Origin of the sequence: Buttiauxella cochleicola (assembly GCF_021282405.1) — a bacterium.
Classification (GTDB): domain Bacteria; phylum Pseudomonadota; class Gammaproteobacteria; order Enterobacterales; family Enterobacteriaceae; genus Buttiauxella; species Buttiauxella massiliensis.
Genome location: NZ_JAJSOU010000002.1, coordinates 59,200 through 81,509, shown reverse-complemented (window position 1 = coordinate 81,509; position 22,310 = coordinate 59,200). Strand labels below are relative to the sequence as shown.

General features: G+C 49.5%; 21 protein-coding genes. 15 read left to right on the top strand and 6 right to left on the bottom strand.

Annotated features, from left to right (window positions below):
- Nucleotides 1–154 precede the first annotated feature (154 nt).
- Both ompR and envZ read left to right on the top strand, forming a co-directional pair.
- Entirely contained in the window at nucleotides 155–874 is a 720-nt protein-coding gene (gene ompR, locus LVQ79_RS02675; RefSeq protein ID WP_001157751.1) for an osmolarity response regulator transcription factor OmpR, read from the top strand.
- Complete coding sequence (gene envZ / locus LVQ79_RS02670) at nucleotides 871–2,223, top strand: two-component system sensor histidine kinase EnvZ (protein WP_151993674.1); 1,353 nt, start codon at nucleotides 871–873, stop codon at nucleotides 2,221–2,223. The genes ompR and envZ overlap by 4 nt, the downstream gene beginning before the upstream one ends.
- A 114-nt stretch (nucleotides 2,224–2,337) precedes the next feature.
- Here the strand turns inward: envZ and pckA are convergent, their stop codons facing one another.
- From pckA to LVQ79_RS02645, 5 genes are all read right to left on the bottom strand, one after another.
- Nucleotides 2,338–3,957, bottom strand: a complete 1,620-nt coding sequence (pckA, locus tag LVQ79_RS02665) for a phosphoenolpyruvate carboxykinase (ATP) (protein WP_232863797.1) — start codon at nucleotides 3,955–3,957, stop codon at nucleotides 2,338–2,340.
- Nucleotides 3,958–4,366: 409 nt separating this feature from the next.
- Nucleotides 4,367–5,245, bottom strand: coding sequence for an Hsp33 family molecular chaperone HslO (gene hslO, locus LVQ79_RS02660; RefSeq protein WP_232863795.1), 879 nt, complete (start codon nucleotides 5,243–5,245; stop codon nucleotides 4,367–4,369).
- 27 nt (nucleotides 5,246–5,272) lie between these two features.
- A complete protein-coding gene (hslR, locus tag LVQ79_RS02655; RefSeq protein ID WP_064514338.1) occupies nucleotides 5,273–5,674 on the bottom strand; it encodes a ribosome-associated heat shock protein Hsp15 in 402 nt (133 codons plus the stop codon).
- The gene (gene yrfG, locus LVQ79_RS02650; protein ID WP_151993670.1) at nucleotides 5,674–6,354 is read right to left on the bottom strand and encodes a GMP/IMP nucleotidase; all 681 of its coding nucleotides are present in this window, start codon (nucleotides 6,352–6,354) and stop codon (nucleotides 5,674–5,676) included. The genes hslR and yrfG overlap by 1 nt, the downstream gene beginning before the upstream one ends.
- A 60-nt stretch (nucleotides 6,355–6,414) precedes the next feature.
- Entirely contained in the window at nucleotides 6,415–8,556 is a 2,142-nt protein-coding gene (locus LVQ79_RS02645; RefSeq protein ID WP_232863794.1) for an intracellular growth attenuator family protein, read from the bottom strand.
- Nucleotides 8,557–8,885: 329 nt separating this feature from the next.
- Between LVQ79_RS02645 and nudE the strand changes: the two genes are divergently transcribed.
- Nucleotides 8,886–9,446 carry an ADP compounds hydrolase NudE gene (gene nudE / locus LVQ79_RS02640; protein ID WP_134185664.1) on the top strand — a complete coding sequence of 187 codons (561 nt, stop codon included), beginning with the start codon at nucleotides 8,886–8,888 and terminating at the stop codon, nucleotides 9,444–9,446.
- A 47-nt stretch (nucleotides 9,447–9,493) separates the two neighbouring features.
- Here the strand turns inward: nudE and mrcA are convergent, their stop codons facing one another.
- The gene (mrcA, locus tag LVQ79_RS02635; protein WP_232863792.1) at nucleotides 9,494–12,046 is read right to left on the bottom strand and encodes a peptidoglycan glycosyltransferase/peptidoglycan DD-transpeptidase MrcA; all 2,553 of its coding nucleotides are present in this window, start codon (nucleotides 12,044–12,046) and stop codon (nucleotides 9,494–9,496) included.
- Between the two features lie 119 nt (nucleotides 12,047–12,165).
- On the opposite strand from mrcA, the gene pilM reads away from it, so the two are divergent.
- The 12 genes from pilM (at nucleotide 12,166) to trpS (ending at nucleotide 22,249) form a co-directional block, all read left to right on the top strand.
- Nucleotides 12,166–12,990: a type IV pilus biogenesis protein PilM gene (gene pilM, locus LVQ79_RS02630; RefSeq protein WP_232863791.1), complete on the top strand. Its 825-nt coding sequence runs from the start codon at nucleotides 12,166–12,168 to the stop codon at nucleotides 12,988–12,990.
- Nucleotides 12,990–13,541 (top strand): PilN domain-containing protein, encoded by a 552-nt coding sequence (locus tag LVQ79_RS02625; RefSeq protein WP_232863790.1) that lies wholly within the window; start codon nucleotides 12,990–12,992, stop codon nucleotides 13,539–13,541. The genes pilM and LVQ79_RS02625 overlap by 1 nt, the downstream gene beginning before the upstream one ends.
- A 37-nt stretch (nucleotides 13,542–13,578) precedes the next feature.
- Complete coding sequence (locus LVQ79_RS02620) at nucleotides 13,579–13,992, top strand: HofO family protein (RefSeq protein WP_232863789.1); 414 nt, start codon at nucleotides 13,579–13,581, stop codon at nucleotides 13,990–13,992.
- Nucleotides 13,982–14,368 (top strand): hypothetical protein, encoded by a 387-nt coding sequence (locus LVQ79_RS02615; protein ID WP_232863788.1) that lies wholly within the window; start codon nucleotides 13,982–13,984, stop codon nucleotides 14,366–14,368. The genes LVQ79_RS02620 and LVQ79_RS02615 overlap by 11 nt, the downstream gene beginning before the upstream one ends.
- On the top strand, nucleotides 14,307–15,554 hold the full coding sequence (gene hofQ / locus LVQ79_RS02610; RefSeq protein WP_370639825.1) for a DNA uptake porin HofQ: 1,248 nt from the start codon (nucleotides 14,307–14,309) through the stop codon (nucleotides 15,552–15,554). Before LVQ79_RS02615 ends, hofQ begins: the two co-directional genes overlap by 62 nt.
- 319 nt (nucleotides 15,555–15,873) lie before the next feature.
- On the top strand, nucleotides 15,874–16,395 hold the full coding sequence (gene aroK / locus LVQ79_RS02605; RefSeq protein ID WP_034460280.1) for a shikimate kinase AroK: 522 nt from the start codon (nucleotides 15,874–15,876) through the stop codon (nucleotides 16,393–16,395).
- Nucleotides 16,396–16,455: 60 nt separating this feature from the next.
- On the top strand, nucleotides 16,456–17,544 hold the full coding sequence (aroB, locus tag LVQ79_RS02600) for a 3-dehydroquinate synthase (protein ID WP_034460277.1): 1,089 nt from the start codon (nucleotides 16,456–16,458) through the stop codon (nucleotides 17,542–17,544).
- Nucleotides 17,545–17,641: 97 nt separating this feature from the next.
- Entirely contained in the window at nucleotides 17,642–18,940 is a 1,299-nt protein-coding gene (gene damX, locus LVQ79_RS02595; protein ID WP_232863786.1) for a cell division protein DamX, read from the top strand.
- A gap of 64 nt (nucleotides 18,941–19,004) precedes the next feature.
- A complete protein-coding gene (gene dam, locus LVQ79_RS02590) occupies nucleotides 19,005–19,823 on the top strand; it encodes an adenine-specific DNA-methyltransferase (RefSeq protein ID WP_232863785.1) in 819 nt (272 codons plus the stop codon).
- 45 nt (nucleotides 19,824–19,868) lie between these two features.
- Nucleotides 19,869–20,546 carry a ribulose-phosphate 3-epimerase gene (gene rpe / locus LVQ79_RS02585; protein ID WP_232863784.1) on the top strand — a complete coding sequence of 226 codons (678 nt, stop codon included), beginning with the start codon at nucleotides 19,869–19,871 and terminating at the stop codon, nucleotides 20,544–20,546.
- The gene (locus LVQ79_RS02580; protein WP_232863783.1) at nucleotides 20,539–21,240 is read left to right on the top strand and encodes a phosphoglycolate phosphatase; all 702 of its coding nucleotides are present in this window, start codon (nucleotides 20,539–20,541) and stop codon (nucleotides 21,238–21,240) included. The genes rpe and LVQ79_RS02580 overlap by 8 nt, the downstream gene beginning before the upstream one ends.
- 4 nt (nucleotides 21,241–21,244) lie before the next feature.
- Nucleotides 21,245–22,249: a tryptophan--tRNA ligase gene (gene trpS, locus LVQ79_RS02575; protein WP_232863782.1), complete on the top strand. Its 1,005-nt coding sequence runs from the start codon at nucleotides 21,245–21,247 to the stop codon at nucleotides 22,247–22,249.
- Nucleotides 22,250–22,310 lie beyond the last annotated feature (61 nt).

The window sequence follows — 22,310 nt, the reverse complement described above, 5'->3', positions numbered from 1 at the left end:
TAAGTCATTATTCTGTGTTAAAAAGTGCCTATAACCATCTGTTTAATATGCTTTGTAACAATTTCGACTAGAATATATACCAGATTTGACTGGTCGTAACGCTCCAGTTTTTTAAGAATACGCACTCACTGTTCGTGCCTTTGGGAGTATAAGAATGCAAGAGAATTATAAGATTCTGGTCGTGGATGACGACATGCGCCTGCGCGCGCTGTTAGAACGTTATCTCACCGAACAAGGCTTCCAGGTCCGTAGCGTTGCTAACGCAGAACAGATGGATCGCCTGCTAACCCGTGAGTCCTTCCACCTGATGGTGCTTGATCTGATGCTACCAGGTGAAGATGGCTTGTCTATTTGTCGCCGTCTGCGCAGTCAAAGCAATCCAATGCCAATCATTATGGTCACCGCCAAAGGCGAAGAAGTTGACCGTATTGTTGGTCTGGAAATTGGTGCCGATGACTACATTCCAAAACCATTTAACCCGCGTGAACTGCTTGCGCGTATCCGTGCTGTTCTGCGCCGCCAGGCCAATGAACTGCCGGGCGCTCCTTCTCAGGAAGAGGCGGTTATTGCGTTTGGTAAGTTTAAGCTGAACCTCGGCACCCGTGAGATGTTCCGTGAAGATGAGCCTATGCCATTAACCAGCGGCGAGTTCGCGGTGCTGAAAGCACTGGTGAGCCACCCTCGTGAGCCATTATCACGCGATAAGCTGATGAACCTGGCCCGTGGCCGTGAATACAGTGCGATGGAACGTTCTATTGACGTGCAGATCTCCCGCCTGCGCCGCATGGTTGAAGAAGACCCTGCGCATCCACGCTATATCCAGACCGTATGGGGCCTGGGCTACGTATTCGTGCCGGACGGTTCCAAGGCATGAGGCGAGTCCGCTTCTCCCCCAGAAGCTCGTTTGCACGCACGCTGTTACTGATCGTCACCTTGCTGTTCGTCAGCCTGGTGACGACATATCTTGTGGTGTTGAACTTCGCCATTCTGCCGAGTTTGCAACAGTTTAATAAGGTACTGGCTTACGAAGTCCGTATGCTGATGACCGATAAGCTGCAACTGGAAGATGGCACGCAACTGGTGGTTCCGCCTGCATTTCGGCGTGAAATCTACCGTGAATTGGGTATCTCTCTTTATTCCAATGAAGCGGCGGAAGACGCGGGTTTACGTTGGGCTCAGCATTACGAATTCCTCAGCCATCAAATGGCGCAGCAGTTGGGTGGCCCAACCGAAGTTCGTGTTGAGGTTAACAAAAGCTCGCCAGTTGTCTGGTTGAAGACTTGGCTGTCACCGAATATCTGGGTTCGCGTTCCTCTGACTGAAATTCATCAGGGCGACTTCTCACCACTGTTCCGCTATACGCTTGCAATAATGCTGCTGGCGATAGGTGGCGCATGGCTGTTTATTCGTATTCAGAACCGACCCTTGGTTGACCTTGAACATGCTGCTTTGCAAGTAGGTAAGGGGATCATTCCACCACCGCTTCGTGAATATGGTGCTTCTGAGGTGCGCTCGGTAACGCGAGCCTTCAACCATATGGCTGCTGGTGTGAAGCAACTCGCCGATGACCGCACGCTGCTAATGGCGGGTGTTAGTCACGATCTGCGTACCCCCCTCACTCGTATTCGTCTGGCAACAGAAATGATGAGTGAAGAAGATGGCTATCTGTCTGAATCGATTAACAAAGATATCGAAGAGTGTAATGCGATAATCGAGCAGTTCATCGATTACCTGCGTACAGGGCAAGAGATGCCGCTGGAAACTGCCGATCTCAATACCGTGTTGGGCGAAGTGGTGGCTGCGGAAAGTGGATACGAGCGAGAAATCGACACCGATCTGCAAGCCGGCGAATTGCTGGTCAACATCCACCCGTTATCCATTAAACGTGCCGTGGCCAATATGGTGGTGAATGCTGCGCGTTACGGAAATGGCTGGATTAAAGTCAGCAGTGGCGGCGAGTTAAACCGCGCCTGGTTCCAGGTGGAAGATGACGGCCCAGGGATTAAACCTGACCAGCTCAAACACCTGTTCCAGCCTTTTGTGCGTGGCGATAGCGCGCGGAGCACCAGCGGCACCGGTTTAGGGCTGGCGATTGTGCAGCGTATTATCGACAACCATAACGGCCTGTTGGATATCGGCGTTAGCGAGCGGGGCGGTTTGCGGATACGGGCTTATTTACCGTTACCGATGAACAAAACGGTCAGCCAGCTAAAAGAAAGCTGAGTGATAAATAAAAAAGCGAACCTTTAAGGTTCGCTTTTTTGTAGGTCGGGTTAGCGTAGATGGTGGATGTCACTTGCGCCAATCCACCTTACGAACTCATTTGCTATTCGAAAATTAAAGCTTTGGCCCTGCGCTTACAAGGGCTGCACCCGCTGGAGTGTCGGTATATTTCTCGAAGTTCTCGATAAACAACTTAGCCAGCTGCTCCGATTTTTCCTGCCACTGTTCTGGTGATGCGTACGTTTTACGCGGATCCAGAATATTGGCTTCCACACCTGCCAGTGCTGTTGGAACAGCAAGACCAAAGATTGGCAGCGTGAAGGTTTCGGTATCGTCCAGAGAACCATTGAGAATAGCGTCGATAATCGCGCGCGTGTCTTTAATGGAGATACGCTTACCTGTGCCATTCCAGCCAGTGTTAACCAGATAGGCCTGTGCACCTGCCGCCTGCATGCGTTTCACCAGCACTTCTGCGTATTGTGTCGGGTGCAGCGATAAGAATGCAGCGCCAAAACAGGAAGAGAAAGTTGGAGTCGGTTCAGTAATGCCACGCTCGGTACCCGCAAGTTTGGCCGTGAAGCCTGACAGGAAGTGATACTGGGTTTGGTTGGCAGTCAGGCGCGAAACCGGTGGCAATACACCAAAAGCATCAGCAGTCAGGAAGATAACTTTCTTGGCATGCCCGGCTTTCGAAACCGGCTGAACGATGTTTTCGATGTGGTAAATCGGGTAAGAAACTCGAGTGTTCTCGGTTTTCGAACCGTCGTCAAAATCAATTGAACCATCGGCACGTACCGTTACGTTTTCCAGCAGCGCGTCACGACGAATCGCATTATAAATTTCTGGCTCTGCTTCCTGGGATAAACGAATCGTTTTTGCGTAGCAACCACCTTCGAAGTTGAACACGCCGTCATCGTCCCATCCGTGTTCGTCATCACCAATCAGGCGGCGTTTCGGATCGGTAGAAAGCGTTGTTTTGCCTGTTCCAGACAGGCCAAAGAACACAGCAACATCGCCTTTTTCGCCGACGTTTGCCGAACAGTGCATTGAAGCGATGCCTTTTAGCGGCAGCAGGTAGTTCATGATCGAGAACATCCCTTTCTTCATTTCGCCACCGTACCAAGTGCCGCCAATAAGCTGCACGCGCTCGGTGAGGTTAAACGCGATGAAGTTTTCAGAGTTCAAACCCTGCTCTTTCCATTGTGGGTTGGTGCACTTGGCGCCATTCATTACCACAAAATCTGCTTCGAATGTTTCAAGCTCTTCTTCGGTTGGACGGATGAACATGTTCTTAACGAAGTGAGCCTGCCAGGCCACTTCGGTAATAAAACGCACCGACAGACGGGTGTCTGCATTCGCACCGCAGTAAGCATCAATAATAAAGAGGCGTTTGCCAGAGAGTTGTGTAGTAACCAGACCTTTCAGATGCTGCCAGGTTTCTTCACTTAGCGGTTTATTGTCGTTTTTACCTTTGCCGTTATCTGCCCACCACAGAGTGTCGCGGGTGGTGTCGTCACGGACGATGTATTTATCTTTTGGGGAGCGGCCGGTAAATATGCCGGTATCTACAGCTATTGCACCGAGATTGGTTTCTATGCCGCGCTCAAAACCTTCCAGATTGGGATTGAGTTCTTCGTGATACAGAGTGTCGTAATCGGGGTTGTAAACCACTTCACTTGCGTCATGAATTCCATAAGCCTTGAGATCTTGCGGGGTTATGCCTTTAACTCGCATTTCACTGCTCCTTAGCCAATTTGTACTGCCTGAGATTGTAGGGTTGTTTATTGGTTGTTAACCGCGACACCTATCATAGATTTGAGCATCCACTCGAATCCATATATACCCTTCGCCCTTCAAAATGCGGGGGTGTTGGCTGCTCTCATTTACCCGAATCACTTACTTGAGTAAGCTCATCGGGATTCACTCGATTGCCGCCTACCGGCATTTTGAATAGCTTGGGTATAGCGGAAAACGCTGTGAAGCGAGTCACAACGGGGTGAGAGTATGGCAGGAAATGCTAATACGGCAGGGAAAATATTCTGAATATGTTAAAAAATAGTGCGATTAACGGACGAGGTGTGATTAAGCACTCAATTCTATGAAACGCAGATTTGCCCTTCCACAAACGGAAGGGCAGAAGGCATTAATGCACTTGCGGATCGGCTGGGGATGCGTTGTTGCGGATCTCTGCAATGTCCATGGCGTTGAACACATAGTGATTACCGCAGTAATCACAGTTCATGTCGATTTCGCCTTCTTCTGCAATGATGCTATTCACTTCTTCATCAGGCAGAGTTCTTAGTGCATCGGCACAGCGTTCGCGTGAACAAGTACACTTAAATTCAACGTCTTGCGGATCGTAAAGTGTCACTTCTTCTTCGTGGTACAAACGCCACAGCACGTCATTAGCTGGCAGGGTCAATAACTCTTCAGCCTTGATGGTTTCAGTCAGTGCCGCCAGGTGGTTGAAGTCGTCAGCCTGCGCATCTTGCGCTGGCAGAACTTGCAGCAACATGCCGCCCGCAGCTGGTTTGCCTTCAACATCACCAGTACGAATAAACAGACGCGTTGGCAACTGCTCGGAACGTAAGAAGTAATCTTCCAGACATGCCGCCAGAGTATCACCTTCAAGCCCGACAACACCCTGGTAACGCTCTCCTTGAGCCGGGGTGATAGTAATGACCAGATAGCCATTGCCAACCAACGTTTTCAGATCCGCATCGGCAGGGATATCACCTTTAAAACGCGCAACACCACGCATTTGCTGGTTATTGTTGCCGTTAATCACTGCAAGGGTCATTGGGCCATCACCCTGCAATTGCACAGTAATATCACCATCAAACTTCAGCGTTGCAGTCAGTAGACTGGTTGCGACCAGCAATTCACCAAGAATGGTTTTTACCGGGGCTGGGTAATCATGGTTTTGCATGATTTGCTGCCAGGTGTCTGAAACCGTTACCAGTTCACCGCGAACGGCAAAGTTTTCAAACAGGTAACGATGTAGTTGGTCGTGTTGGGTCATAATTTTCTCTCATTCGGATGACATCTTTTATTCGTTGCCACCGTGTTTAAATTTCATCAAATCACGACGCTCTTTTTTATCCGGGCGTCGGTCGGGGTGGGGCATGGTCAGCGCGTTCATTTTGCGTGCCAGCGCTACTTTTTCCCGCTTAGTGATACTTTCTGCTGTCTCTTCATAAAGCTGCGAGGCATCGGTGGCCGGGCGGCGCTGTTCAGTTAGCGCCAGCACTTTAACGGTTTTTTCGTCATTGCCCTGACGTAGCGTCAGCATGGCATTCAGCTCAACGATTTTACTCGGTTTGCTGCGTTGCCCGTTGTAATGCACCTTACCGCCTTCAACCATTTCCCGGGCAATAGCACGCGTTTTATAAAAACGTGCAGCCCACAGCCATTTGTCGAGACGCACACCTTCAGACGATTTTTCTTTCATCACGACTCCTTAGATATCAACTTCGGGAGTAGTCGGCGATAGTCGTTCAATGCCGGATGGTGCTGATAAGTTTTGTCAGCCTGGCCAGAATCGGGATTGGTTACGCCCAGGCAATAACGAATACCAAACTTCGCGGCGGAATCCAGAATAGCTTCGCTATCGTCAATAAATAGCGTTCTGGCGGGTTCCAGCCCGGTATGCTCGGCAACGGCTTGCCACAACCGCTGATCTTCTTTCGGATAACCAAATGTGTGGGTGGAAAGCAATAAATCAAGGTGCTGAGCTAAACCAGTGTGCTCAAGTTTGACAGCCAGATTATGTGGGTGAGCATTCGTCAGTAAAATACGACGTTTGCCACAGGATTTTAGGGCATCAAGGAACGGGACCGTATCTTCACGTATCACCGCGTTTGGCCCCTGAGCTGTAGTCATGGCACAAATGTCCAGGCCAAGACGCTCACTCCAGAAATCCAGGCAGTACCAGTTTAGCGTATGTTGTACGGCGTGATATTCGCGGGCGATCAACTGATGGGCTTCATCCAGTGGAATGTTCCTTTGCTCACTGACTGTTTCTGGCACCAATTTTTGCCAGAAGTGGCTATCGAACGCGAGATCCAGCAATGTGCCGTCCATATCGAGCAATACGGTATCGACATCCTGCCAGGCAATATCAATATGCATAGGTTCGGACCTGATTAGAGGAAACTGCGCGACAGGTTAGCACAACCTGCCGCGTGACGTTTAGAACAGCGGGCGTACAGCGGAGATCGTGGTTAACGATGGATTTATACAGTTATCGTAGTACTGCTGGATTTGCGCCAGGCGATTGCGGCTGCGGCGATAGCGGCGAATCGCCAGCACGCCGTTAATGAGCAGACAGGCAATCATGCCGATAAGCAACAGTGTAGTACTGATGTAGCGCCACATGCTGCTGCTATCCGGGATTTTATGCAGGGTGATGTGCTGCGTACCGTTAGCATCCTGGTAGATGCCGGTAATAATGCCCTCGGCACTAAACGGTGTTTTAAGCAGCATATCTGCCAGGCGTTGGAATTCACTCCACTGCTCCTGGGCCGGAATGTCATACAACGGAACCGGTGGCAAAGGCTGGTCTACGAGATCACTTCCTTCATCGCTAATAATCACATATCCAGCAGGAGCAGGACTGTTCAGAGACTGTGCTGCGCGTGCTGTTTCACGAATAAAGAACGGCGCTGTCGAGGTGGTGACCAGGTTATCTAGTGACTCGGCACTGACCGGTCGCAGCAGAACATTTACGCCTGTGAGTTTTCCTGAATCTGCCTTCTTAGTCAGCGTATCCCAATCCTTGGTATTACCCAGATTGACCAGCGCATTTTTCAGGCGCACACATTCATCTTCTGCGGTACATAGTGCCTGTGTTTTCAGCACAATACCGGCGAAATCATCCAACAACACCATGCCTGATTTCTGAATAGCGCTGCGTAGCTGCGGGTTAACTTTTGAATCATCACTGGTTTGCGGATGAATTTGCCCACTCACCGCCTGAGTTAGTGCTGTGGCTTTATCCATAATATCGGATTCAGGCAACGGCAACGCCTGTGCGTTATTCCAGATGATTTGCGAACAGTCGAAGGGGGTAAACGGATAAGATTGTCGATTGGTATAATTACTAGGCGTGTGGATATTGCACATGCCAGTACCGTTTACTTTCAGCGTATCACCAACACGAAGCGTCGTTTTATCGAGGTCAGCTACGGTGGTCGCTTCTATAGTTTGCGCGCCTTTTAGCTTGGAGATACTCAGTTTTAAAGGCATCTCCAGCGGCACCCAAATTGTCAGCATGATTAAAACGGCCAGGCTTCCAATGGCAATCACCAGATTGCGAACCCAATGCTGAATAGGGAAGTTGCGTACTTCGTCATGCAGTGACAGGAATCGACCCTGGCGAATAACATGCCTGTCGAGATAAATATCAATATCGGTTTTTTGCCCCAGGTCCTGAGCAACATAAGGTTGCCAGTGCGCAGGGTAGATCAGATCAATTATCCCCAAAGAGATATTGTTAACCTGATCCTGATTCGATTCCCCAAAAAGCCCCCAGCGCTTAGGTGTCCCACGTAAACAGTGGACCTCACGCAGCGCATTCTTTGCCGGAGGCGCAAATAGGCCCCAAAGGCTCGCAGCCAGTAGCATAAATGCACCACCGACTAACCACGGCAACACAACTGCAGGCGTAACCAGGCACAAAAACAGCATTACAAAGGCGACACAAATAAGAATGGCTTCGCGTAACCCATCGGGGCGGCTCAGTGCATACTCTTCGGGCGTTTCCTGGCGGATATTGAGCAGCTCTATCTGTTCGCTTTCTTCGCCACGAATAGAGGCCTGACTATGAGGAGTTTGTTCCAGTGCAAAACCACGATTTTCGCTGCTGTAGTCGATAAGGGTGTGCCCGTTAAGGGAGATAACCAACGGCATGGTTTCAGTACGAATCAACTCAACGTAGTTATCGTTAGTAATGTACTGTTCCCAGAATGGCGGAAGATGTACCTCTACTGAATCAAGGTAATAGCGCCACTTATTCGGGTCGTCAGTTGATAAGCCATAGCGGGTGATGGAGCGTGTGAGAGCAAGTGCTGTGTTGCTCAGGGAATTTAATACTAGTTTTGTCGGTGCAGCACTGGCACCTGAAGGCCCCACGATATCCTGCGTGCGGTCTAATGATTCAATATAGTTTTCAACGGCGCTGCGTTCGTCTGTGGTCAACTTGCGCGAAGTTGCACCGCTAAACGATTGGGCTTGTGAAGCACGAGCGCGTAAACGCAGGCTGCGCCAGATAAGCCACCCCGCAATTAAGATGCAGGCCAGCATAGCAGCTAAAAGAAGTAATAAGGTGCTCATGCCTTCCCCATCAAACACTCGTTTTCTTATTAAAACGCAGCAAGTTGCACCCTTTACAGCATCTGGGTGTAAAAAACGTTATCGGCAGGTACGGCCTCAATCTTGAGGCATTTTTGTATGTATAGCCTGCTGTAACATAATGTTAGCAAAGCGACTTTACGAGAAATATCAGCAAATTCCTATTTCATTTGTCGTCTATTGACACGTGACGGAGGTCTTGAAAAATCACCTAAAGTTGCAAAAATGTAAATAATAACTAATGTCCGTTGCGTGAGATATGTGGCATAACGCACAATGGAGCACCTGTATTTACTGTTAGCCCTGCAACGATGAGCAAACCATTACAAAAACCGACCATTTTACATGTTGAAACAGTGGCTCGTTCACGGCTGTTTAATGTCGAAACGGTGGACCTGGAGTTCAGCAACGGTGTGCGCCGAGTCTATGAGCGCATGCGCCCATCTGCCCGCGAAGCTGTAATGATAGTCCCTATCGTTGATAACCATTTGATTTTGATTCGCGAATACGCGGTTGGCACGGAATCATATGAACTTGGCTTCTCTAAAGGGTTAATTGACCCGGGCGAGACGGTCTTTGAAGCAGCGAACCGCGAGTTGAAAGAAGAGGTTGGCTTCGGAGCTAATCAGCTGACATTTTTGAAAAAATTGACGATGGCACCATCCTATTTCTCCAGCAAAATGAACATCGTGATTGCTGAAAATCTCTATCCAGAATCTCTGGAAGGTGATGAGCCAGAAGAACTACCGCAAGTGCTTTGGCCGATAGAATCAATGCTTGATCTGCTTAACGAGGAAGATTTTAGCGAAGCGCGGAATGTGAGTGCGCTTTTCCTCGTGCGTGAATGGTTGAAAGAGCAGGGGCGTTTGTAACTTTTCTCTTAAAGCCCGTTTCAAGGTGAAACGGGCTTTATCACTACCTAGAACAGCTCGTGGGTCTCGCCGTTATCAATTATCGTAGTCCCGACTTCATGCACAGCCTGCTGCGTCGGTTGGGTACCTTCAATAAAGAATTCAGGACGGCTATTCCCGCCATTGGCAAGTTGCCCGGTGCTGCGATCGATATTGACCGTAACAATGCCTGGTGGCGGCGTTAACGGCTCTTCCGGAACACCTTCCAGTGCGGCTTTCATAAACTCATCCCAGGCTGGTTGAGCACTCTTCGCCCCACCTTCATAACCTGAGATTTGATCTTTAATCGCACCTGATGCTGATGTACGTCCAAGATCGCGACGATGATCATCAAAGCCAATCCAGACAGAAGTCACCACGCCCGGTCCGTAGCCTGAGAACCATGCATCTTTCGAACTGTTTGTCGTACCGGTTTTGCCGCCGATATCATTGCGTTTCAAATCACGCCCTGCACGCCAGCCAGTACCTTGCCAACCTGGTTCGCCATAGATGTTTGAGTTCAACGCACTCTTAATCAGGAAAGCCAGTGGGGTGTTGATAACATGTGGCGCGTATTCAGGCGGGCTGCTCTGCGCAACCAACTCGTTATTCGCTTGTTCAAGCTTCGGCATCGGAACGCTAACATTCTGTTTTTCCTCAGACTGCGCTACGTCTTCTACGTTCTGATTTTCCAGCACGTTAGACTTCTGCGTTTCACCATAAATCACCGGGATATCACAATCCGGGCAAGCTACTTTCGGCTTCGCTTCAAAGATTGTGCCACCGATTTCATTCTCAATTTTAGAGATGTAATACGGGTCAACCAGGAAGCCACCGTTAGCCATCACCGAGTAACCACGCGCGACTTGCATTGGTGTGAAGGATGCCGAGCCTAATGCCAGCGATTCGGTATGCACGATGTTTTGCGCAGGGAAGCCAAAGCGTTGCAGGTATTCAGCCGCATAATCCACGCCCATAGCGCGCATCGCACGCACCATTACCACGTTTTTCGACTGACCAAGACCCTGACGCAATCTTATTGGTCCGGCATATTCTGGCGGGGAGTTTTTCGGGCGCCAGTCGGAACCCGCACCGGCATCCCAGCGCGAAATTGGCACATCGTTGAGCACGCTCGCCAGCGTCAAACCTTTATCCATTGCCGCTGTGTAGAGGAATGGTTTGATGTTGGAGCCAACCTGACGTAATGCCTGCGTTGCGCGGTTGAACTTGCTCTGGTTGAAATCAAAGCCACCGACGAGTGCGACTACAGCACCATCATGTGGGTTGATGGAAACCAGGGCGGAGTTCACATCCGGGACTTGTCCAAGCCACCAATTATCATCGACTTTACGCACCCATATTTGCTGCCCGGATTGCACCACATCGGTCACTTTTCGTGGCGTTGGGCCCTGTGCAGTATCTGAACGATAAGGGCGCGCCCAGCGCATACCGTCCATATTGATGGAAACGGCGCTGCCATCCGCCAACAATGCGGTAGCTTCATTCGGTGATGCTTCTGTAATCACAGCAGGGAAAAGCGGGCCGTAGGCCGGTAGATTCTTTAGCGAATCGACAATCTTCGTTTTGTCCCACGGTGTTTCACCTACTTTCCACAACACGTTTGATGGGCCGCGATAGCCGTGGCGCATGTCATAGGCCATTACGTTGTTACGTACGGCTTGTTGCGCGGCTTCCTGCGTTTTGCGAGTGATGGTGGTGTAAACCTTATAACCATCTTCATAGGCCTTCTCACCATACTTAGCAACCATGTCCTGGCGGACTAACTCAGACAGGTAAGGTGAGGAGAACGCGATTTCCGGTGCGTGGTAGTTCGCATCTATTGGCTGATTCCGCGCTTCATCGTATTGCGCCTGAGTGATGTAGTTCTCACTCAACATACGTGATAACACCACATTACGACGGGAAGTTGCACGATCAAGCGAGTAAAGCGGGTTAAAGGTTGACGGTGCCTTTGGCAAACCGGCAATAACCGCTATTTCACTCAGGCTCAATTCATCAACTGACTTACCAAAATAGACTTGTGCTGCAGCACCCACGCCATAAGCGCGGTAACCGAGATAAATCTTGTTGAGGTACAGTTCTAGGATTTCGTCTTTGGTCAGCAACTGCTCAATACGAATTGCCAGGAACACTTCTTTTATCTTACGCGTCAGCGTGCGTTCAGGACTTAAGAAGAAGTTACGTGCCAACTGTTGGGTGATAGTACTTGCGCCCTGCGATGCATGACCAGAAAACAGTGCCACGCTGGCGGCACGGAAGATCCCAACCGGATCGACACCGTGGTGTTCGTAAAAACGGCTGTCTTCAGTCGCAATAAATGCTTTCACCATCACCGGCGGAATTTGATCGAGCGTAACCGGAATACGGCGCTTTTCACCGTATTGCGCGATTAACTCGCCATCAGCTGTATAAACCTGCATTGGAATTTGCAGTCGCACATCTTTCAGCGTGGCGACATCAGGCAACTGCGGCTCAATAAATTTGTAGAGCCCGAAGATCGAGCCTGCTCCCAGCAGAATGCAACATACTGCAAGGATGAATAAATACTTTACGAACTTCACCTTAAATTTCCCATTACGTTTCCATTGGGCAGTTTATAAACAACCGCGCGGTAGTATAAAGGCAAGCCAGTGGCATTGGTATGGCATTTTCCGTAACCGGCGATAAGGAGATCGTAAACATGGTATTCACAACCTGGCAAATTGGCATGGATATTCAACGCGAAAGCATTCGTGTTGTGGCTGTTCAGCGCCAACGGCAAGGGTGGCAACTTCGGCATTGGTGGCAATTGCCATTGCCTGAAGGCACCTTCAGCGATGGGCTAATAATGAATACTGAAGCGCTGACTAAAGCACTGGTGGAGTGGCGAAAAGAGTTACCTCTACGTCACCAGATACGCATCTCTTTTCCTGTGTCACGGACATTACAACGCCCGGTCCCGGCTCCCGATAAACGTTTGTCTGAACCAGCAAGAGAAGCTTATATCGCCTCAGCAACTGCCCGTCAGTTGCAAATGACATCGGCTCAATTGTGTTGGGATTATTTACCGTCACAAGATGTTGCTGACCCACATTTGATAGTAGCTGCGCGCCAGACAGATGTTGCTGCGTTGCTCAAAAGTCTGGCCGCGATAAGGCTCTATCCCACGACACTAACCCCCGGAGCCAGCGCATTGCCGGCACTCGTTTCTCCGTGTCGTCTGGAGAAATATCAGTACCTGGTTCATCAAGAACAGGGCCATTGGCTGTGGGCTTCTACCGAGCCTGTGCCACGTTGGGGATGGAGTGATACCAACGCGGTGCCAACAATTTTCGACTTGTGTCAGCAATTAAAAACCGAGCCTGAGTTGGTTGCATTGAGCCTTGCGCAATCGTCACCAGTACCGGCGAAGATTTTATCTTTGGATGCCTGGCGAGCATTTTCCCGTTTACAGCCACCATTACCGCGTAATGGCGCTGAGTTTACGGTCGCGATAGCGCTGGCGATAGGTAGAGTATTCAGCTGATGCGCCTGATTAATTTACTACCCTGGCGTCAGATACAGCGCCAGCAACGTGTACGCCGCTGGAGCCTGTTATTCAGCCTGATTTTGGTGCTTGTGCCGTTGCTTGTAATGGGCGCGCTGCAGTTCACCGTATGGGAAATTCGCCTACAGCAGGCACGAAACGACCACCTGACAAGCATGCAATCAGCATTGCAGCATCTCTATCAGCAGCGGCTGGTTTTACAAAAGCAGAACCAAGAAATACTGCGTTTGCAGCGCATTCGTGAAGAGCAGCAAAAAGCTATTCGGATTTGGGAAAAACGTTTGATCCATATCGCTAGCTTTATGCCAGGTGGGGCCTGGCTGTCTTCCCTAACACTGCAAAAAGGGCAATTGATAGTAAAGGGACGCACCAACCTTCTTGAAGATTTACAGGGGCTGGAAAAGGAACTTGCTCATCTTGAAGGTGTTTCTACAGTTCGGACAGGTGCGGTCCAGCGCGAAGCACAGGGCGGTTTTGGTTTTGTTTTCACCTTAACGATATCTGAGGTGGCAAATGCCCTGGTTAATTGAACGCTGGCTGAGTGGGCCAGGCTGGAGGCGTGTGGCGATGATTGTCGTCGTAACGGGCTTAGTCAGCGTTGTTGCCTGGGTGAGTTTGATACGGCCACATCATTCTCATTTTTCTCAGCTGGAAGTGGACAACAAGCAGACAACTCAACGCATTGCTGAGTTGCAACGCAAAGTCCTTCAAGTTTCACCCTCTGAACTGCACATGCGTCCATCTAATTTACGGGTATTTTCTGTGGCGGAGTTCGTTGGGGAATCAAGGGGGAAGTTGCTGAAGTGGCAGCCTGAAAATAAGGAGGGAACACTGGAAATTCTTTTGCCATGGGAAGAGCTACCGGGTTTATTTACCAGGCTTGCAGAATATCGAGTGGTATCGGGGCACTCTTTCACCATTACTGAACAAGGTGACTTACTCAAGTTTGTGATAAAAATGGAGTTTTCAGATGGAGCGTAACATTTTTTGGGTAGGATTCATGGTCATTTCAACCGTGAGTGCGATGCCTCCAAACCCCTTTCAGCAGCATATTTCTCCTTGTGAAAAACTGACCGTGCAACTGGCGGCCTGGGTATTACAGGGAGTAATCAGTTCGCCCACTGCGAATACTGCGCTGATGCTCAGTCCACAAGGTATCGGGCAGCGAATCAAAGTTGATAAAGAGCTATTTCCCGATGTTCGCATTGAAAATGTCGGGATGGGGTATGTGGTGGCGAGGGTTAATCCTGCCTGCAAACCCTCTTCTTATCGTTGGGAAATAAAAGGAAAAACATATGCCATGGATGCGGGTATTTCTTCTGGTGTTGGCTCTGCCTCTCTCCAGCCAGGCTGGTAAAGGTATTTCTCTGGTCCTCGATAACGCGCCGGTAACCCAGGTTTTGCAGGCATTAGCTGAAAACCAAAACGTTAACCTTATGGTTGCTCCTGGCGTGGATGGAGTTCTTTCGCTTAACTTGATTGACGTACCGTGGAAGCAAGCATTTGAATTGGTATTGAATAGTGCGGAGCTTAGCCAGCAGCGTGAAGGAAATGTAATACAGATTTTTCCGAAGGCTCGCTTACGTGAGCAACAAGCGCAAGCGATGGAGCAACGAAAACAGCAGGCACTTGATCAACCGATGTTCTACCAGGTCTTCACTCCTCATCATGCCGATGTTGAAGATTTATCGACATCACTAAAATCTGGTGGAAATAAGTTATTGAGTGCTCAGGGTAATATCACGGCTGACAAACGCACTAACCGGCTGATTGTGCGTGATAATAAGACAGTGCTCAAACAGATTGCTGACTGGGTGAAAGAAATGGATTTGCCAATCGGGCAAGTAGAAATTTCAGCCCATATCGTCACTATTAACCAGGATAAGTTACGTGAACTTGGCGTGAAGTGGTCTACTGCCGAGCAAAAAGGGGAAAGTAAGCTTCATCAGACCACAGGTTTTTCAGCCGATCTTTCCGTCAAGAACGCTACTACAAAGGTCGGTTTTAATATCGCTCGAATAGATGGCCGACTGTTGGAGCTTGAATTGTCTGCTCTGGAACAACAGCAACAGCTTGAAATCATTGCCAGCCCGCGCCTGATGGCGGCACATCAACAGCCTGCCAGCATCAAGCAAGGTACGGAGATCCCTTATCAGGTATCCAGTGGCGAGAGCGGGGCAACTGCAATCGAGTTTAAAGAAGCTGTTCTGGGGATGGAAGTGACGCCCACTATTCAGTCAGATGGCAATATTCGTCTAAAATTGCGCATCAGCCAGAACATGCCTGGCCGTAGCATTCAGCAATCTGATGGCGAAGTTCTGGCGATTGACAAGCAAGAAATTGAAACTGTTGTTGCGGTGAAAAATGGCGAAACCCTTGCCCTTGGTGGGATCTTCCAGCAACACAACACTGACAGTAGCGACAGCGTCCCTTTGCTTGGCTCAATACCTATTGTGGGCAGCCTGTTTCGCCATGATGCAAAAAATCATCAACGCCGTGAATTAGTGGTATTTATTACCCCTCGACTTATCCCTGTTTCGTAGTGTTTTCTTTCCTCATCGTGCAGTTTTTCTTTGAAACGTTGCCCAGGTGTTTGACGGCAGAGAGGAATTAGCTTACAAGGTGTACCGTTTCGAGAGGCTGGTTGCTCAAGTCTTGTGACAGATAACCCCGATTTATGCATTTTCTTCTTCATAAGAAGGCTGGGGAATATAATCGGTTGCCAAACCACCTTGAGTATTGAGATAATTTTCAGTCTGACTCTCGCACTATCGCTTATGAGGTTTCAGTTCATGTCCCGCTGCACCTGGTTGTAACAGGGCGGGTTTATCATCAACGAATTGTCTTAGTAGTACCGAAAAAATGGCAGAGAAACGCAATATCTTTCTGGTTGGGCCTATGGGTGCCGGCAAAAGCACTATTGGGCGTCAGTTAGCTCAGCAACTCAATATGGAATTTTTCGATTCTGATCAAGAGATTGAGAAACGTACCGGAGCTGATGTGGGCTGGGTATTCGACGTTGAAGGCGAAGACGGCTTCCGCGATCGCGAAGAAAAAATCATCAACGAACTCACTGAAAAACAGGGCATTGTGCTGGCAACTGGCGGCGGTTCTGTAAAATCTCGTGAGACCCGTAACCGTCTCTCAGCCCGTGGAGTTGTGGTGTATCTTGAAACCACAATTGAAAAACAGCTCGCTCGTACGCAGCGTGATAAAAAACGCCCACTACTGCAAGTTGAGACTCCACCGCGTGAAGTTCTTGAAGCCTTAGCTCAGGAACGCAATCCTCTTTATGAAGAGATTGCTGATGTGACGATTCGCACTGACGACCAAAGTGCCAAAGTGGTTGCTAACCAGATTATTAATATGTTGGAAAGCAACTGATTCTGGCTTAATCGAAAAAAACGCCTGCGGGCTAAGCAACATCAAGGTGGACTTCGCGTTATGGAGAGGTTAACAGTCACTCTCGGGGAACGTAGTTACCCTATCACCATTGCTGCTGGGTTATTTAGTGACTCGGCATCTTTTGGGCCGCTGAAAGCTGGCGACCAGACGATGCTGGTGACCAATGAAACCCTGGCGCCGCTCTACCTGGATAAGGTGCGTGGCGTGCTGGAGCAAGCGGGCGTTAAAGTCGATTCCGTCATCCTTCCGGATGGCGAACAATTTAAGAGTCTCGCTGTATTAGACACTGTCTTTACTGCGTTGCTTGAAAAGCCACATGGTCGTGATACGACACTCATTGCCTTGGGCGGTGGTGTCGTCGGTGACCTGACTGGCTTTGCCGCGGCGAGTTATCAACGCGGCGTGCGCTTTATTCAAGTTCCAACCACTTTGCTTTCGCAAGTGGACTCTTCTGTTGGCGGTAAAACAGCCGTTAACCACCCCCTCGGTAAAAATATGATTGGCGCGTTCTACCAACCTGCTTCGGTAGTGGTGGATCTCGACTGTCTAAATACTTTACCTGCTCGGGAGTTGGCATCTGGTCTGGCAGAAGTCATTAAGTACGGAATTATTCTCGACGGCGATTTCTTTAACTGGCTTGAAGAAAACCTGGATGCATTGCTTGCGCTGGATGGTAAAGCAATGGCCTGGTGTATTCGTCGTTGTTGTGAGCTGAAAGCAGAAGTTGTTGCCGCTGACGAGCGCGAAAGTGGCTTACGTGCTTTACTGAATTTGGGCCACACCTTTGGTCACGCTATAGAAGCAGAAATGGGCTATGGCAATTGGCTACACGGTGAAGCTGTTTCCGCAGGTATGGTTATGGCGGCACGAACAGCTCAGCGTTTAGGGAACTTCAGTGAGGCAGATGTGCAGCGCGTTATTAAATTGCTGCAACGTGCCGGGCTGCCAGTTACTGGGCCGAAAGAAATGTCTGCTGCCGCGTATATGCCCCACATGATGCGTGACAAAAAAGTTTTGGCTGGTGAGCTGCGCTTAGTGCTGCCGCTGGCAATCGGGAAGAGTGAAATGCGTGGCGGAGTTCCACACGATATCGTTTTGTCCGCCATTGCTGATTGTCAGCAGGCTTAATTATTAGAAATTTCGGTCGCTGAAGTCAGGCGATTTTTAACTTCGGGCGATGTGCTGACTTTGAATTGCTGGCACAAGCCTTTGAGTGGGGTGTTAAATGGATGAATTTAAACCGGAAGACGAGCTGAAACCCGATCCCAGCGATCGTCGTTCAGGCCGTAACCGTAAATCTGATGAGCGCGATAATGAGCCGCAAATCAATGTCGATGATGTTGAATTAGACTCTGATGAGCCTCGTCCAGCGCGTACCCGTCGTGCTCGTGATGAAGAAGAGTATGAAAACGACGATGATCTGCAAGTTGATGCAGAAGAACGTCGCCCGGCGCGTACCCGCAAAAAATCCGCTAAACAGAAAGTTCCGGTCTCCCGCCAGCACCTGATGATGGGCATTGGTATTCTTGTACTGTTGCTGCTAATCATCGGAATTGGTTCGGCCCTGAAGGCCCCTTCTACTGATACTGAAACAGCGAATAACAATCCGAACGCTGAAAAGAATATCGACTTGTCCGGCGCTGCTGCTGACCAGGCTAATGGCGCACAACCGCAGCCAGGCAACACCTCTGCTGCTAATCAGACCGAAACCGCAGGTAACCCGCAAGAAGTGACTCTTCCTGCAATTTCTTCAACGCCGTCTGATGCGCAAACTCAACCTGCGCCACAGGGACAACAGCGTGTTGAAGTTCCGGGCGACCTGAATAATGCACTGACTCAACAGTCCGGCCAGATTGACAATGCAGTTAATAGCTCAACATTGCCAACAGCACCGGCTACTGTTGCGGCAGTTGCGGGTGCAACTACAGCTCCGCGTGCGGTAGTGAAATCAGAGCCAGAGAAACAAGCAGCTCCGCGTCAGGAACGTAAAACTGTCGTGATTGAGTCCCAGCACAAGGCTCAGCCTGTAAAACAACCAGCGGTGAAAGCGGAACCAAAACCGGTAGCTACGGCAAAACGTAGTGAGCCTGTTACAGCTCCTGCGCCAACAGCGACTGCACCAGCTAAAGCACCAGTCAGTGCTGCGGCACCTAAAGCTGCTGCTACTCAAACTGCAGCAGCCCCGGTAACGAAAGCCGCAGAAGCTGCTCCTGCAACGGCCGCAACTGGCGCTGTCGCGGGTGATGCAGGTGCAATCAAAGGTGCTCCGGGAAGCCATTATACCTTGCAGCTCAGCTCCTCTTCTAACTCAGCAAACCTGAATGCCTGGGCGAAGAAAGAGAACCTGCAGCACTATATGGTTTACCAGACTGTGCGAAATGGTCAGCCGTGGTATGTGTTGGTTAGCGGTATTTATGCCAACAAAGATGAGGCAAAACGTGCCGTTGCAACATTACCAGCCGATGTGCAGGCCAAGAACCCATGGGCAAAACCTATCCATCAGGTTCAGTCTGATCTGAAGTGATGAACAAGCGCAGCCGCTGTTGGAACCTTTCCACAGCAGGAAAAGGTGTAAATAGTTAGGCAGCATGAAAAAAAATCGCGCTTTTCTGAAATGGGCGGGGGGGAAATACCCCCTGCTTGAAGACATTAAAAAGTATCTGCCGAAAGGTGATTGTCTGATTGAGCCGTTTGTTGGTGCCGGCTCAGTCTTTCTGAATACTGAATACTCTCGTTACATCCTCGCAGATATTAATAGCGATCTGATTAACCTCTATAACATCGTCAAAACCCGCACGGATGAGTATGTTCAGGAGTCACGTAAACTCTTTACTGCCGAGCAAAACGATGAGCAGGCGTTCTATCTCAATCGTACCGAATTTAACCAGTGCAAAGATGAGTTTCGTCGTGCACTGCTGTTTTTATATCTGAACCGCCATTGTTACAACGGCCTGTGTCGTTATAACCTACGTGGTGAATTCAATGTCCCGTTTGGCCGTTACATCAAACCCTACTTTCCTGAAGAAGAGTTGTATCATTTTGCCGAACGAGCACAAAACGCCATATTCTTGTGTCAGTCGTACGATGTCAGCATGGCAAATGTCAGTGCGGGATCTGTTGTTTATTGCGACCCTCCCTACGCGCCTTTGTCTGCAACGGCTAATTTTACGGCGTATCACACCGATAGCTTTAACGCTGTGCAGCAGCAACATCTCGCGCAGTTAGCCGAAAATTTGCAAGGAAATCGCATTCCGGTGCTGATTTCTAACCATGATACGGAACTCACCCGGTTGTGGTATCACCAGGCAAAACTGCATGTCGTGCAGGTGCGTCGCAGCATTAGCCGGAATGGTGGAACACGTAACAAGGTGGACGAACTGCTGGCGCTGTATAAAGTCAGTGCCTAAGACGTTTCGTCCGCGGTCTTTTTTGATTTGCTATTGGAGAAGCGGATGAAACAGTTTTTGATTGCCCCCTCAATCCTCTCAGCCGATTTTGCCCGCCTGGGTGAAGACACGGCTGCGGTGCTGGCTGCAGGTGCGGATGTCGTCCATTTCGATGTTATGGATAACCATTACGTTCCTAATCTCACCATTGGTCCTATGGTGTTAAAAGCGCTGCGTGATTACGGTATTACTGCCCCTATTGATGTGCATCTGATGGTGAAGCCTGTTGATCGCATTATTCCGGATTTCGCCGCGGCCGGTGCCAACATCATTACCTTCCACCCGGAAGCGTCAGAGCATGTTGACCGTTCCCTGCAACTGATCAAAGAGCACGGCTGTAAAGCAGGCCTGGTGCTTAACCCAGCAACGTCGCTGAGTTGGCTTGATCACGTCATGGACAAACTCGATGTCATTTTGCTGATGTCTGTTAACCCAGGTTTTGGCGGACAATCATTTATTCCACATACGCTGGAAAAACTGCGTCAGGTACGTGAGCGCATTGATGCTTCTGGCTATGACATTCGCCTGGAAGTGGATGGTGGCGTGAAAGTAGACAATATTGCTGAAATTGCTGCGGCAGGTGCTGATATGTTTGTTGCCGGTTCGGCGATTTTCAGTCAGCCAGATTACAAAGCCGTTATTGATCGTATGCGTAGTGAGTTAGCAAAGGTAAGTCATGGATAAGTTAAGTAAAATTCGCGGTATCGCCTTTGATTTAGACGGTACACTGGTCGACACAGCATTGGGTCTGACGCAGGCAATGGATCAGGCGCTTTATGCGCTGGAGTTGCCGACCGCGGGTGAAGACAAAGTTGAAAAGTGGATCGGCAACGGTGCTGATGTACTGGTTAAGCGCGCATTGACCTGGGCGCTCAAAGGTGAAGAGCCTGAAGCCGATCGATGCAGCATTGCTCGTAAACTGTTTGACGCCTACTATGCGCAAACAGCAGAAGAGGGCAGCTTCTTGTTCCCGGAAGTCGCTAATACATTGGCTGTTTTGGCCGAAAAAGGCTTGCCGATGGGGCTGGTAACTAACAAGCCGACACCGTTTGTCTTACCAATGCTGGAAAGATTGGGCATCGCGCAATACTTCAAAGTCATAATTGGTGGCGATGATGTGGAAAACAAAAAACCGCATCCCGAAGCGCTGCATAAAGTGATGGAAGAGTTGAATCTTAGCGCGGAAGAACTGCTTTTTGTTGGTGACTCCCGCAACGATATTCTCGCCGCTCAAGCGGCTGGATGCTGTTCCATTGGCCTGACTTACGGTTATAACTATGGTGAGTCCATCGAGTTGAGCAAACCCGATTACGTGTTTGACCATTTCAACGATTTACTGCCCGCATTAGGGCTCTCTAACAAAGAACATCAGGAATAAGAACATGAGCAAGCCCATCGTCTTTAGTGGCGCGCAGCCATCAGGTGAATTGACCATTGGTAACTACATGGGTGCGCTGCGTCAGTGGGTCAACATGCAAGATGATTACCACTGCATTTACTGCATCGTTGACCTACACGCGATCACCGCGCGTCAGGATGCAACGCAATTGCGTAGCCGGACACTCGATACGTTAGCTCTGTACTTGGCTTGTGGTATCGACCCGGCTAAAAGCACCATCTTTGTACAGTCTCACGTGCCAGAACATGCACAGTTGGGCTGGGCTCTGAACTGCTACACCTATTTTGGTGAGCTGAGCCGTATGACTCAGTTTAAAGACAAGTCTTCTCGTTATTCTGAAAACATTAATGCCGGCCTGTTTGATTACCCGGTATTGATGGCAGCAGATATTTTGCTGTACCAGACCAATCTGGTGCCGGTTGGTGACGATCAAAAACAACACCTGGAACTGAGTCGTGATATCGCAGCACGTTTCAATGCGCTGTATGGCGACGTGTTTAAAGTGCCTGAGCCGTTTATTCCTAAATCAGGCGCGCGCGTGATGTCTCTGCTTGAGCCGACCAAGAAAATGTCTAAATCAGATGATAACCGTAATAACGTTATCGGCCTGTTGGAAGACCCGAAATCGGTCGTGAAGAAAATCAAACGCGCGGTAACTGACTCGGACGAGCCACCTGTTGTGCGTTACGATCCGGTGAATAAAGCAGGGGTTTCCAATATGTTGGATATTCTTTCTGCTGTTACTGGTAAGCCTATCCCTGAACTTGAGCAGCAGTTCGAAGGCAAAATGTATGGCCACCTGAAAGGTGAAGTTGCTGATGCCGTATCTGGTATGTTGACTGAATTGCAGGAGCGTTATCACAATTTCCGTAATGATGAAGCTTATTTGCAGCAAGTGATGAAAGATGGTGCTGAAAAAGCGCGTTCACATGCCAGCGTTACGCTGAAGAAAGTCTATGAAGTGATTGGGTTTGTCGCACAGCCTTAATGACTTATGGCTCGTTTACTCTCTTAATGGGGAGGACATCGTAGCTGTCTAATAATAAAAA

What these genes read in the sequence shown, in the direction of transcription:
- ompR (WP_001157751.1), top strand. Translation starts at nt 155, where the DNA reads ATGCAAGAGAATTATAAGATTCTGGTCGTGGATGACGACATGCGCCTG.
- envZ (WP_151993674.1), top strand. Translation starts at nt 871, where the DNA reads ATGAGGCGAGTCCGCTTCTCCCCCAGAAGCTCGTTTGCACGCACGCTG.
- pckA (WP_232863797.1), bottom strand. Translation starts at nt 3,957, where the DNA reads ATGCGAGTTAAAGGCATAACCCCGCAAGATCTCAAGGCTTATGGAATT.
- hslO (WP_232863795.1), bottom strand. Translation starts at nt 5,245, where the DNA reads ATGACCCAACACGACCAACTACATCGTTACCTGTTTGAAAACTTTGCC.
- hslR (WP_064514338.1), bottom strand. Translation starts at nt 5,674, where the DNA reads ATGAAAGAAAAATCGTCTGAAGGTGTGCGTCTCGACAAATGGCTGTGG.
- yrfG (WP_151993670.1), bottom strand. Translation starts at nt 6,354, where the DNA reads ATGCATATTGATATTGCCTGGCAGGATGTCGATACCGTATTGCTCGAT.
- LVQ79_RS02645 (WP_232863794.1), bottom strand. Translation starts at nt 8,556, where the DNA reads ATGAGCACCTTATTACTTCTTTTAGCTGCTATGCTGGCCTGCATCTTA.
- nudE (WP_134185664.1), top strand. Translation starts at nt 8,886, where the DNA reads ATGAGCAAACCATTACAAAAACCGACCATTTTACATGTTGAAACAGTG.
- pilM (WP_232863791.1), top strand. Translation starts at nt 12,166, where the DNA reads ATGGTATTCACAACCTGGCAAATTGGCATGGATATTCAACGCGAAAGC.
- LVQ79_RS02625 (WP_232863790.1), top strand. Translation starts at nt 12,990, where the DNA reads ATGCGCCTGATTAATTTACTACCCTGGCGTCAGATACAGCGCCAGCAA.
- LVQ79_RS02620 (WP_232863789.1), top strand. Translation starts at nt 13,579, where the DNA reads ATGATTGTCGTCGTAACGGGCTTAGTCAGCGTTGTTGCCTGGGTGAGT.
- LVQ79_RS02615 (WP_232863788.1), top strand. Translation starts at nt 13,982, where the DNA reads ATGGAGCGTAACATTTTTTGGGTAGGATTCATGGTCATTTCAACCGTG.
- hofQ (WP_370639825.1), top strand. Translation starts at nt 14,307, where the DNA reads ATGCCATGGATGCGGGTATTTCTTCTGGTGTTGGCTCTGCCTCTCTCC.
- aroK (WP_034460280.1), top strand. Translation starts at nt 15,874, where the DNA reads ATGGCAGAGAAACGCAATATCTTTCTGGTTGGGCCTATGGGTGCCGGC.
- aroB (WP_034460277.1), top strand. Translation starts at nt 16,456, where the DNA reads ATGGAGAGGTTAACAGTCACTCTCGGGGAACGTAGTTACCCTATCACC.
- damX (WP_232863786.1), top strand. Translation starts at nt 17,642, where the DNA reads ATGGATGAATTTAAACCGGAAGACGAGCTGAAACCCGATCCCAGCGAT.
- dam (WP_232863785.1), top strand. Translation starts at nt 19,005, where the DNA reads ATGAAAAAAAATCGCGCTTTTCTGAAATGGGCGGGGGGGAAATACCCC.
- rpe (WP_232863784.1), top strand. Translation starts at nt 19,869, where the DNA reads ATGAAACAGTTTTTGATTGCCCCCTCAATCCTCTCAGCCGATTTTGCC.
- LVQ79_RS02580 (WP_232863783.1), top strand. Translation starts at nt 20,539, where the DNA reads ATGGATAAGTTAAGTAAAATTCGCGGTATCGCCTTTGATTTAGACGGT.
- trpS (WP_232863782.1), top strand. Translation starts at nt 21,245, where the DNA reads ATGAGCAAGCCCATCGTCTTTAGTGGCGCGCAGCCATCAGGTGAATTG.